Source organism: Ekhidna sp., from assembly GCF_040220215.1.
Classification (GTDB): Bacteria; Bacteroidota; Bacteroidia; order Cytophagales; family Cyclobacteriaceae; genus Ekhidna.
The window spans coordinates 619,155-631,634 of record NZ_JAVJTR010000016.1; the positions used below are offsets into that span (position 1 = coordinate 619,155).

Below are 12,480 nucleotides of genomic sequence, written 5' to 3' on the forward strand. Positions count from 1 at the left end.
TCATTCATTAACCTCTAACCATTGCCCTGGACTAAATTTATAATTCGTTTTTGGAGGACCTGCTACTAATTTATGATCAGCACAATCACCTGCCCCATCAGATGGTATCCCCACAATACTATTGGGATTTTCAGCAGTCATTAATCCGATGGCCAACTTAAGCTTCCCTGCAAATGCTTTTCGATCGATGATAAATTCAGTCTCACCAGCATTGCCCATGTTCATGGTATTGGCTACCCATCCATTATCCTGCAGATATTGGTTGCGTTTAGCTATTGTAGCATCTTTCATATCGACTTCACGAAGTTGCCAATCAAACTTTTGATTGGTGACCCATCCATCTCCCTCTTTTTTGTAAAGAATTTGACCCAGAGCTGCTGAGGCATGCAAAACAGTTACCTCATCTTGCTCATTGCATATACACAGGCTGGCAACATATAACTCCTCTGATTTGACAGTTATTTTCAGATAATTATCTGAAGAAGGATCAATCAGTAATTGATTGGTGCCATTCTCGTCTAATATTTCAAGTCCTTTAATCTCCTGAGAGGAAATGTTACCATCAAGGTTTTTTAGATCTATTTGTGCCTGACTTGAATAAGCAAAAAAGAGTAGTAATGTAGTTTGAAGTAATATTTTCATGATTTGAGCATTATTGAAAGGATTCGTCTGAGATTTATGATTTAGAGGTTGCTATTTTTTGTATAAACGTTGGTTTCGCATGAAAAAGCCATCACTTTCATTACGATTGGTTCGTAGTTCTATCAATGCATTCTTATCTTCTTTTAGATAAGCATCAAAAAAGCCTTTTACACTTTCATACCAGAAGTAATGCTTCTGATTGATTGTTTCATCAAGCTGTGGTAGGACGAATAAATTTCCTGTGAGATAAGCATGACCAAAATCCTTCATTATGAATGAGAAGCGATCAATTAGAGTCAGGGAGTCAAATATCGTGGTATTTACATACAAGGATTCATTCTCCGGACTTTCATGCTGCTGAAACTCCATACGTGGTATTTTCAAATTTGCAGGTTCGTAATAAACGGAGCTACTGGCATAGCTGAATCCATTGTTCTTGCCCTCCCAACCATCAACGCTTACCATCGCATCTGCGGTTAGGTTTTTCATTTGATAGAGAAGGGTAGAGATGCCATCTGAATTGAGTCCGAGCAAACCAATTTGTGACTGATCAATATTAGGGAAATCATCGAGCAGACCTCTTACAATTTCAAAAGTTCGGATGCGTCGATTAATCACTTGCTGGGTATTCTGTCTGAATAGTCGATTGCTACCCGAAAGCGGCCCGGTAGAAATTACGGCATAGCCATGACTTGCAAGGTATTCACAAAGTGTGCTCATTTTCCATACCCCACCGTCGTGTCCGGCAAGGAGTACTGGAAAAGGGCCAGGGGCTTCTCTTACATTCGCCATTGCTGCAGTGGGTTTACTACCTATTTCTTGTTTTTCATCGGCAGTAAACTCAATGGATAAGCCGTATTTAGCATAGTTAAAGAAGATATCCATGGCTTGCGCTTTTTGCTGCTCATTCATTTCATTGAAATCATTCTTCTGAGCTGTTTTAAAAAAGTAATGCTCAAATGGCAGGGCCTTGTCTATGCTCCATTGATCCGTAGTAGGGTACCAGATCGATATTTGAATTGGGAAAAACCGATTATCGCTAAGACCACCGGGGATACTACGACTTTTGTCGATATAGTTGATGGTTTTGAATCCAACCTGGTAGGGTCCGGGCTCTAAGTTCTTCCATAACGAATAGGTTGGTTGTCCGATTAATAAATGGGTGAAAGTAACAATTACGATATATAGTTTGAATGCTTTTTTCATTGGGGAACTACTTTATTGTATCAACTTTAAACTTTTGAAGTAATGAGTCCATATCTCAGCTGCAAAAACAAAGCTACTGTCAGGCGCCATGGATACATCTGGATGCACTAATCCATCAGTTTCTGACCATTTTGCATAGACCGTCAATGAAGTATCACCGGAAACAGTTGGCGTAAAATATTTGTAAGGGAGTCCATTCTTATTGAGGATAATGGTGGCTATAAAATAGCTCCCATCCCAGATGTTGAATGTTGAATCATTTTTGGCCTTTGCTACATAGTTTTCAGTAGCCAGATTTTTAATGGTTCGGTAGAATAAATGCCGGTCCCAATTTTTCAAATAAACAAGCATGGAGGAATCCATCTCTGTTTTATTACCATTTCGCAGGCTCCAGCCCAGGGAATCATTGAAATATCTGACATTGTCAAACTCATCAGTCCACTGATGAATCCACACTTCCGTAGGGTTCAGATTGCGTTTTATTTCGGAGTAATATGGAAAGTCAAGTCTTTGTTCCTCATGCAGGGCTTTTATATAAAGTGCCTGCAGTGAACGCCATTTGTCCAGGTCTCCCATTTTGGCCAATACCTTTTCTCTTTCAGAAATTTGGGATGACTGATTTTGCTGGCTGCAAGATACCTGCAACACTATCAGCACTATACAGCACAAAAGGTGAAAGGTAGGTTTCATCGGTTTTTCAATTGATCAATTTTATTCTTAAAAGCATTTTTATGTGCGTTCAGTAAGTTCTCTGGGTAACCTGTTGCCGTTTCAGTAAGCTTAATGCCTTTCTCAAATTGCTCAAGAGCTTCCCCCTTTTTTCCTATTTGCTGATAGTAGTCACCCAGGCTGTACCTTGGAATGTGATGTTCAGGGTAGTTTTCAACGTTGGCCAGAAAGACCCGTAGTGCTTCATCTTTCATTTCAAAGCTGAGAAGCATATAGCCGAGATTATCCAGTATCCCTCTCGCATCCTGATTTTCGGGATCTACAATGAGGAGAATTTTTGCTATAGCCAGGGCTTTGTCAATATCCCCTCTGCGTTGATAAAACATACCTACTTCTCGAAGGGAAAAAATATCCTGTTGAAGCAAATTAAAGGTGTCTTTCTCAGCTTCTCTTTCCATCATCGATACCACTTCCTTAGGGGAATGCTTGTCAAACAAAGCTTTGAGCTCCGCCAGATTCGGCATATTGGATTGTCGAGGCGTATACTCCATCGTTACCAGCTCAGGATCAAATTCAACGGGCACTTGTGCAGATTGAATGCGCAGCTGAGACTCAAGGTTTCCTTTGAGTGATGCATCAAAAAAATGCTTTAGATAATCATTGAAAATATGGAAGGACTCGATTACGTCTTGTGCTACATCCTTTCTGTTGTTGAGGTGTTTGGCTGCCAGATATCCTTCTGAAGCAAAATCCCAATGATGTTGAGGCTTCCCGAGAATGAGGCGATAGATATCTGCATATTTCATCAGGAACAGACTATCAAGAAAAATTTCCTCTTCGGTCAGCTTGCGACTGAAAATGTGGAGAAATGGAACCCTGATCTGTTGAGGGTCATAGGATGATAGGGCAGTCAATCCTTCATAAAGTCCTTCCATGAAATAGCCACTTTCAATATCAGCTATAGCGTCTACATCCACATTAAGCATAGCAAAGTGTACTTGCGCAAAACCGGATCCGCTGAAGCCAATAGTTCCCAGTTTTTGTTGATCTGCAATTTCCATTTTTCGAAGTTTCATTGTTACAAACTCCATATCACGGGCCATGTTGATATAGGTCTTCGACATGACAGGATAATATTGATGCGATTGGGATTCGTAATCGTGTTGACGGACATAGGCTACTATGAATCCATGGCTGGCTAGGTATTCATTTGTAATGAAGGTGGAAGTAGGTCTCAATTCGCCGATTAGCAGTGGGAATTTTTGTGAGTGATAATCTGCACCAATGGATGCTTCCCATTCAAGGCTTCTCAGTTGTTCCCAGTCTGATTCCTCAAAAGCACCAAACCATGAGCGCATAGCGTTTTTGTTTCCATGAATAAGACTTCTGCTTGGCAGTGTTTCCAGCGCCCCATTTTCATCTTCCCACTTTTGACTGGCCATGTATTTTTCTGTTGTCATCTTATAGTTAGATGAAGATGAAGTCGGATACCAAATGTGGACTTTGATAGTGCGATATCTGTTCTCAGGCTGTGCCAGAGGTTCGTTAGTCATCACACGAGTTGAATCGATAAAAGTCAGAATACGGAATCCAACATTGTGCGAACCATAATTTAGATCTTGAGCGAAAGACTGAAAAGTGAGTAGGCATATCAGTGAATAAATAATTAATACTTTCATCTAATTAGAATTTTTGATTTGAACCCTCCTCACACTTCAGATTCTATTTATTCTCATCCTTGATTCTTCTCATCATTTTCGTATGGTCTTTGGCATTGTAACTCTGCCATAAAATCTGCTGAACAATCCAATCATCATTTTCATTTTTTGTCATCAACAAATAGTCGAAACCCCAGATGGCGTAGACCTTCACGTTAGCGACACGTTCATCCATATCCAGTATTTCTACTTGTTTAGGTGCAGTAGGAGGGATCCATCCTTTCTTATTATAGGTTGCTGCTATATTCTTTAATTCTTCATAGGTCATGGGGCTTATGGACCATGAGCTGTCTTTTCTGGAGTAGTAGTAGCCTTGTTTTACAAGGCTAGGAGAAATGCTTACAAGCAATGTAGTGTCTACTTTATAAATGCTCTCAAGATAGTTCATGGCAGCCTTGGTAATCTTTTTCCGGTCATCGGAATACCAATCGTCCAACATCAAGGGAAGGGGATTCTCATCATCTTCATCGTACCAGACCATTGCCGCTATTTTCCACTCATTCTGTTCATTTTTGATAAGTTGAATGCTATTAATGCCTCGTTTTTTATGAACGCCCTGAGGTGTTTTTACTTCTGCTTTATAGGAACTGAGAAAGTGTGCGATATTTCCATAGATTTCTGATTTGTTTGAAATCTCGAATTCTGTGGCTTCCAAAATGATCCCTTCCCTGATTTGATCCTCATAGACTTTCAAAAATTCGACCGGTGTAAAGGAAGCCACAGTTGAATCGCTTACCCACTTAAACTGTGCATTCTCTGTGAAAAGCTTCAGCCCTTCCTTAAAATCGGGTATGGTTTTCCCATCGTAATTAATCGACGTGTAAAGCGCGTCCACAGTCTCTTGAGGGGTTTGGGCATTTAGGCCAATAACCAGGGCAAATAGTAATAATGTTAGGTTGTTTTTCATATTTTAATAAGTTTGGGAAGTTGAATTCTTTGAGAAACTTTTTAAAGCGCTCTCAATCTGCACACCTGATGCGCCAACACCGTTATATGGTTCTTCGGCTCGCATATCTAGCTTAAGTAGCTCAACTTTAATATCTCCATGCACATAATTTTGTTGTTTCACACCTGTACTATCATTGCTGAAATCAGAGTTTAGAACCATTCCATTCTCTTTTACAAATTCAGTGAATACATCATACTGACTGTTTGTGTCTGTGATGAACGCATAGAAGCTATTCTTCCAGTGAGATCCTCCTTCGAAAAACTGGAGCACATTGCCTTCTGGATCCCGGACGAGAAACATGGGTTGACCCCAGAAAACGATTGGCCTTCCAAACATTAAATCATCAGTTCTGGGGAAGTGTTTTTCTATCACATCCTGGGTATAAGGGACGTCAAAACCAAATTTGAAAACTCCATTTGGGTTCTTATTATTTCGCTCCGATTTGTAAGTGCTGAGTGTTGGTCGGCTTGAATCACGAATGAATTTTATCTGCGCATTCTGATATTGCAGTGTCAATGAAGAATCTGTCTGGGCAACTACTTCAAAAGGCAGGCGATCAAGGAACCATTGCGTAGTAGAGTCAAAATTTGCAGCTCTATAGGTGAATTCTTTAATACTGAGAGTGGGAGGCTTCTTAAGTAGCACTTCCTGCTTGTCATAGTCGAAGATCACCTCATAATCTTTTAGAATGCCACTTCCCAGGTTGCCGGCATGCGTACTTCTTGCCCAGGCACCAGCAGAATGATCAGGAACTCGGGTCTTAACGGAAAGAAAATGTAATTCGTCACTGATCTTGACAGAGGGCAAAACATACTCCCTGGCCATTACTGGTCCTCCAACTCCGTAACCAGTTCGTCGTAGCTTGCTCAACTCAATGTTGGCTGTATCTAACGAATTGTAAAATGCTGAGAAAGTAGTGAGCATTGACCGATCTCCTGTGTCGACTGTAAAATCACCTTCTACGCCATCGATCTCCATTTTGATCATGGGTATTTGATTACGATAAAATTCAAAAGGTATTACTTCGTAACCGTCAGTAGGATGATTACCATTTTCGTAAAATGATATGAGTCTATTCGGGTAATTGATAGATAAATCATATTCCTGAAACAGATTCAGACCAAGAACGCCATCTGCAAAAGGCAGGGAGAGAGAGTCTCTTATTGGGTTTAGGTTTAATATGATTGGATTGTCAGAAAGTGTTTTAATTGAAGTGCCAACAATATGAAATTCAGCTTTCTCTCCATACCATGCTTCCTGCTCCCCATCTCCGCCTCCCTGGATCATAAATGATCGACCCTTTTTTACCCCTGCTTTTTCAGCGAAATCGGTGTTCATTCCGTGCACACCCCCAGTATCAACAATGAACTTGCCTTTGACACCATTGACTTCAACTCCGATATACGGACGATTGTCAACCAGCTGAAATAAGACGGATTCTGGCTCTTGGGTATTTTCTGTTTGTGAGCTACATGAAATTAGTGTAACCACAACTAAAGCTAAGGTTAGGTTTCTTCGCATCGGTTATTTGATTTTGAAGAAGATAACGGCCTCACTTTAATCGAGTTGGAATTCTTATATAAGAGGAGTAAACATTTTCTAAAATTTACTCCCCAACTGTATTTTTAATGAAAACTGTGATTTATTCTGCAGCAATCGCAAGCTTTTGCCCATCAGGCGAAACAGCTACACGCGTAATTTTGGAGATTCCTTCGGAAATCAGATTGGCAATTTCTATCCATTCCCCACTTCTTTTCCAAATGAATAATTTACTTCCGGAACCCATGATTATAAATCCATTTGGGGTCCAACAGTAATCTTCCGAAGCATCAACAACATTGATTAAATGTTGAGACTCTAGTGTTTCGGGATCCATTGATTTAATGATCCATGGATTACTTGATTTATCGACATAGCTAAACCGAGAGGAAGCAGGTATTTTGTGCAATGAGCGACCAATGTTTTTCGCTACAATGTTTGCTTCATTAGTCTTTGTATTTACTATTTGCATGGTTGCTGTATCGCCAAGAACAAAAGCAACAACTTCCTGCTTGCTTATCCAGGCATGGTATCCGATAACCAAATCCTCGACTAAAACCTTACTTTGACCTTTTAGATTATATGAATAAAGTAGCTGTAGTCCGGTAGTATCAAGCCGTATGCTTGAAATTTTTTTGTCCGGTGTTGGAGTAGGGGAATATTCACTTCCCTGAAGTGTGTTTGTAATGATTTCAGTTTTACCATCATCCAGAAAATATCGCGCAATTTCTATCTGTCCGTTTATGTTACGGCTATAAATGACTGATTTCCCATCCGGCCAAAATGCAGGTTGATTGTCATAGCCGGGGTTAGCCGAAATATTGATTGCATTCGACAGATTAAACTCATTCCCAGATCTATTCAAATCCATCAAATAGATTTCCGTATCAGGCTGAGCGATAGCTCCAAGGTATGCAATTACTAGTATGGTTGAAATAAGTGTCTTCATCTCATTAAATTTAAAGGTTTGCAACCTAACTAAAATATCTTACCTATGAAGCGACGAAATTTTATCCAATTGAGTGCAATAAGTGGAGCAATTCCTTTTTTAGGAATCAAAGCCTGTGCACCGGCTGACGAACCCAACAATCAATCAACCACGGAAGAAAACCCATTTGAATTGGAGGAATGGACGGTGGAGCAATTTCAGGATGCGATGGAATCCGGAAAATATACGTCCAGGCAAATATGTGAATTGTATATAGCCAGGATCAAAGAAAAAGATCAATCTGAAAACGGGCTGAATAGTGTCATAGAATTAAATCCTGATGCGTTAGCTATTGCTGATGATTTAGACAAAGAGCGGACAGAAGGTAAGGTCAGAAGCCCTCTCCATGGTATCCCAATAATGATTAAAGACAATATTGACACGGGAGACAAAATGATGACAACTGCAGGGTCAATGGCGTTGGCAGGTTCATCAGCTCCTGACGATGCTTTTATTGTGAAGAAACTGAGAGAGGCTGGAGCAGTACTTTTAGGTAAAACCAACCTCAGCGAGTGGGCAAACTTCAGATCCTTCAGATCGTCCAGTGGGTGGAGTGGTCGTGGAAGACAAACACGAAACCCGTATGCACTTGATCGCAACCCTTGTGGTTCAAGTGCGGGATCCGGATCAGCAGCTTCAGGAAATATGTGCGCTTTAACCATCGGTACGGAAACCAATGGCTCAATAGTCTGTCCTTCTTCAGCAAATGGACTTGTAGGCATCAAGCCAACCGTGGGTTTGTGGAGTAGGGACGGAATTATTCCTATTTCTGAAACTCAGGATACAGCAGGGCCAATGGTTCGGTCAGTAGCTGATGGTGCTGCTCTTCTGGGTGCACTCGTAGGAGTAGATGAATCAGACCCCAGAACGAAAGAAAGCGAAGGTAACTACCACACGGATTACACACAGTTTCTGGATGTTAATGGACTTCAAGGTAAGAGAATAGGAGTTTTAAATGGAACGCTGGGCTATCATGAAAAAGTGGATGAAATCATGGAGCGGTCTTTTGCTGCCTTAGAGGCGCAAGGTGCTACTTTGGTTAAAGACATTAAGCTTTATGAAAACGATGCTTATGGTAATTCAGGATTAGAGCTTTTACTTTATGAGTTTAAAGATGGAGTTAATAAATACCTGGCTTCAAGACCGGATTTGAAGGTCAAAACTTTAGCAGATATTATTCAATTCAATAAGGATAACGCAGATGTGGAGATGCCTTACTTTCCACAAGGTATTTTAGAACGAGCAGAGATGAAGGGCCCTTTGACGGATGAAGAATATAAAGAGCATCTAAAAGTAGTAACGGAGGTTTCTAGGAATGGTATTGACAAAGCACTAAAGGAGAATAACCTAGATGCCATAATAGGTGTAACCGGAGGGCCGGCCTGGCCGATTGATGTGATCAATGGTGATCATTTTGGTACTGGAAGCTCTACACCTGCTGCACGTTCCGGGTATCCAAACATTACGGTTCCTGCAGGTTATGTGCATGGACTTCCGGTTGGTATGTCCATCTTTGCCGGAAAGTATGAGGAGCCAAAACTTATTAGCATGGCCTATGCGTTTGAGCAGGCGACCAAAGTAAGAAAGGCACCTAAATTATTACCCACACTTGATCTGGCATGATAAAAGCGATATTTAAATTTCTAGGAATTGGGTTGGTAACTCTCATAATCATTGGGATATTGACCTATCTATTCATAGATGAGCCGGTTCCAAACGGCAGTCAGGGACAGGGTGCGGAAGAGCTGGCGGATGAGATGCTTCGTGCCCTGAACAAGCCGGGGTTTGACACATTGTCCATCATTAAATTCACCTATCCGGGAGGTCATTCATACGATTGGAACAGAGCCGAAAATACTGTTCAGGTGAAGTGGGAGGAGAATGATGTATTTCTGAACTTAAATGAACCTGTTGATGAGTTCAGCACTTTGCAGTATGAAGCTTATGAATACTTTATTAACGATTCATTCTGGCTGATTGCACCTTTCAAAGTAAGGGACAGTGGAGTAGTTCGATCGGCAGTAAAAGTAGATGGCGGAAGAGGGCTTCTAGTTACCTATACATCAGGAGGTGTAACTCCCGGAGACAGTTACTTATGGATTATTGATGAAAATGGATTTCCTAAAGCCTGGAAGCTTTGGACCTCAAACGTTCCGATCGGTGGATTGAAGATCGGCTGGGGAGGATGGACAGAAAAGAAAGGAGTTTGGTTTTCTCTTTTCCACCCTAGCCAGGTTATTGATCTGGAGATTACTGGATTAGAAGTGAGTTATTAAACTTCACTAATCTCAACTCCAAGTTTTCTAATCTCATCCCAAAAACCCGGATAGGACTTCTCAACCACCATGGGATCTTTGATGGTCACATCCATCAATTGGCAGAGAGGTGCAAAAGCCATAGCCATGCGGTGATCTTCATAAGTATCAATTTCTACAGAAGTAGGTAAATCTTTCACAGGCTTCAGCAACCATTGATCTTCCTCATCCACCAACAGTGCACCAATTCTGGCCAGTTCTGTCTGCATAGCATAGATACGATCTGTTTCTTTGATTTTTAAGCTCTCCAGCCCGGTCATTTTTAAAGTTATTCCTGATGCTGCTGCCGCTACCATGACCGTTTGTGCCAGATCCGGGCAATCTCTAAAGTCCAGCTCTAAATATTCAGCCTTTTCTTCCCTTTTCAATAATTTGACTTTCCCGGATTCAAAATGGGAAGCCACCCCCATTTGATACATGATGTTTGTAATTTTTTTATCTCCCTGCGTAGAGTAATTTCTGATCCCTGGAAGGTTTAAATACCCTTTTTCAGGAGCTAATGCAACGAAACTGTACCAGTAGCTCGCCCCTGACCAGTCGCCTTCAATGGTGTAAATAGTGGGCTCATAGACTTGTGGAGCGACAGCTATCTTTTTCCCAATCCATCTCGATACGACACCAAATGCATGCATTAAATCCAGTGTCATTTGGATGTAGGGGCGGCTGTAAATTTCTGTAGTTAGACGAATAGATAACCCCTGAGGAAGGCACGGTGCAATCATAAGCAAAGCGCTGATATATTGACTACTGATATTCCCCGGAATAGAAATCTCGCTCGATAGCTGTTTTTCTATCTTGTTTATTTTCAAAGGAGGGAACCCTTCTTTTTCAAAGTATTCTATTTCTGCGCCTAAAGATCTTAAAGCATCAACCAGCGGGCCAATTGGTCGCTCTTTCATTCGTTCAGTTCCGGTAATGGTATCTCCGGTTCCATGAATAGCGAGGTATGCGGAAAGAAAGCGCATGGTTGTGCCAGCATCTTTCACATCGTAAACCTCAGGTTTTTTGCCTAACAGCGCCAGCATAGTCTGTGTATCACGAGCCTTCGAAAGATTTTGAATATTAGCCACATCACCCCCTGCCAATGCATTGATTATCAGCGCTCGATTACTTTCACTTTTCGAAGATTCTAGCTTAATAGCACCTTTTAGTCGTGAATTATGCTTTTTTAATCGATATTTCAATGTTTGGCAGGTTTTTTGGTTAACAGAATTACAACTTTTTACGTTACTAAGTTGTCGATAAATTATAATATGTCAAGATCACGTACCATAGGAACCATCTTCGCTTCTGTCGCCTTAGGCGCTCTTACCTTCTTTTTGACCGCCCCCAAGAAAGTAGTAAAAAAGAAAGATCAGCAGACTTCTCAGGACGATTCCAATAGCGACAAAGAAGACTTGTTTATTTAAGAATTTTCTTAAGAATCACGTCTTCAATAAGTACATCATATGTGCAGGAATTGACCTGCGTTAATAATGAGAACCTGATGCCTTGCGCATCATTTTTTTTGTCTTGTAATAAATGGTTCTTCAATGATTGATAATCAGGCACTTTTTCCGGAAGGTCATAAATGCTTAAGATGTATTTTTCAATTTCTTTACTGACCTCCTGGTCTAACTTACCAACTTCAACTCCAATTTTGTTTTCTAAAATCATGCCCCACGCAACTGCTTCTCCGTGAAGTAATGGAGATGAGGAATCAAGAAAATGAGATTCGATAGCATGACCGATCGTATGCCCATAGTTTAATATTTTCCTTACCCCTTTTTCTAGGGGATCTTCATTTACAACTTCGTTCTTTATCACGATTGATCTGGGAATAATTTCTTCCCAATTCAGCTCCCTAAAGGCTTTCGATTTCAAATAATCCCATTGTGATTCGCTTCGTATGAGTGAATGCTTAATAACTTCAGCAAAACCGGATTTCAATTCTCTTTTAGGAAGTGTATCTAAAAATTTAGGATAGACGATTACTTTATCAGGTTCCTGAAAAACACCAATGTGATTCTTAAGTCCCTCAAAGTCCACCCCTAATTTTCCTCCAATGCTGGCATCCACTTGTGAAAGAAGTGTGGTAGGCACATTAATAAAAGCCATTCCGCGCTTGAAGGTTGCTGAAGCAAACCCACCCATATCTCCAATCACTCCACCTCCGAGATTGATCAAAAGGCTGTTGCGAGTGAATCCATTAGAGGTTAATTGGCTCCAAATTTGTTGGCACGTACTTAATGTTTTTTCCTTTTCCCCACTTTGGATAGCTATGATGAGGTCGGACTCTATGTTAACTAGCGTAAGGCATTGCTTTCGGGTATTTTCATCCACAAGCACAGCTATTTTGTCCGGAGCAATACTTTCGATAGCATCACTTAAATCCCGATTAATATCGGTGGAAATGGTTAGGTAAGTAGGGAGATTATTAGACATTTCAATAAACAGATAATGGTGTGAATCTGT

12 protein-coding genes are annotated in these 12,480 nt (G+C 40.8%); 3 read left to right on the forward strand and 9 right to left on the reverse strand.

Annotated elements, in window-relative coordinates:
- From RIC88_RS11485 to RIC88_RS11515, 7 genes are all read right to left on the reverse strand, one after another.
- Complete coding sequence (locus tag RIC88_RS11485; RefSeq protein ID WP_350217675.1) at window positions 1-642, reverse strand: hypothetical protein; 642 nt, start codon at window positions 640-642, stop codon at window positions 1-3.
- Window positions 643-693: 51 nt separating this feature from the next.
- A complete protein-coding gene (locus RIC88_RS11490) occupies window positions 694-1,848 on the reverse strand; it encodes an alpha/beta hydrolase (RefSeq protein WP_350217676.1) in 1,155 nt (384 codons plus the stop codon).
- A gap of 12 nt (window positions 1,849-1,860) precedes the next feature.
- Window positions 1,861-2,538: a hypothetical protein gene (locus RIC88_RS11495; protein ID WP_350217677.1), complete on the reverse strand. Its 678-nt coding sequence runs from the start codon at window positions 2,536-2,538 to the stop codon at window positions 1,861-1,863.
- Entirely contained in the window at window positions 2,535-4,196 is a 1,662-nt protein-coding gene (locus RIC88_RS11500; protein WP_350217678.1) for a tetratricopeptide repeat protein, read from the reverse strand. Before RIC88_RS11500 ends, RIC88_RS11495 begins: the two co-directional genes overlap by 4 nt.
- A 43-nt stretch (window positions 4,197-4,239) precedes the next feature.
- Entirely contained in the window at window positions 4,240-5,142 is a 903-nt protein-coding gene (locus RIC88_RS11505) for a nuclear transport factor 2 family protein (RefSeq protein ID WP_089356885.1), read from the reverse strand.
- Window positions 5,143-5,145: 3 nt separating this feature from the next.
- Entirely contained in the window at window positions 5,146-6,705 is a 1,560-nt protein-coding gene (locus tag RIC88_RS11510) for a hypothetical protein (protein ID WP_350217679.1), read from the reverse strand.
- 121 nt (window positions 6,706-6,826) lie between these two features.
- Window positions 6,827-7,672, reverse strand: coding sequence for a TolB family protein (locus RIC88_RS11515; protein WP_350217680.1), 846 nt, complete (start codon window positions 7,670-7,672; stop codon window positions 6,827-6,829).
- Between the two features lie 45 nt (window positions 7,673-7,717).
- On the opposite strand from RIC88_RS11515, the gene RIC88_RS11520 reads away from it, so the two are divergent.
- Both RIC88_RS11520 and RIC88_RS11525 read left to right on the forward strand, forming a co-directional pair.
- Window positions 7,718-9,334: an amidase gene (locus RIC88_RS11520; protein ID WP_350217681.1), complete on the forward strand. Its 1,617-nt coding sequence runs from the start codon at window positions 7,718-7,720 to the stop codon at window positions 9,332-9,334.
- Window positions 9,331-9,987, forward strand: coding sequence for a hypothetical protein (locus tag RIC88_RS11525; protein ID WP_350217682.1), 657 nt, complete (start codon window positions 9,331-9,333; stop codon window positions 9,985-9,987). Before RIC88_RS11520 ends, RIC88_RS11525 begins: the two co-directional genes overlap by 4 nt.
- Here the strand turns inward: RIC88_RS11525 and RIC88_RS11530 are convergent.
- The gene (locus tag RIC88_RS11530; RefSeq protein ID WP_350217683.1) at window positions 9,984-11,210 is read right to left on the reverse strand and encodes a 3-phosphoshikimate 1-carboxyvinyltransferase; all 1,227 of its coding nucleotides are present in this window, start codon (window positions 11,208-11,210) and stop codon (window positions 9,984-9,986) included. The genes RIC88_RS11525 and RIC88_RS11530 overlap by 4 nt on opposite strands.
- Before the next feature lie 69 nt (window positions 11,211-11,279).
- Here RIC88_RS11530 and RIC88_RS11535 point away from each other — a divergent pair, with 69 nt between their 5' ends.
- Entirely contained in the window at window positions 11,280-11,435 is a 156-nt protein-coding gene (locus RIC88_RS11535; protein ID WP_350217684.1) for a hypothetical protein, read from the forward strand.
- On the opposite strand, the gene aroB is transcribed toward RIC88_RS11535, so the two are convergent.
- Entirely contained in the window at window positions 11,428-12,450 is a 1,023-nt protein-coding gene (gene aroB / locus RIC88_RS11540; RefSeq protein ID WP_350217685.1) for a 3-dehydroquinate synthase, read from the reverse strand. The genes RIC88_RS11535 and aroB overlap by 8 nt on opposite strands.
- Window positions 12,451-12,480: the final 30 nt, after the last annotated feature.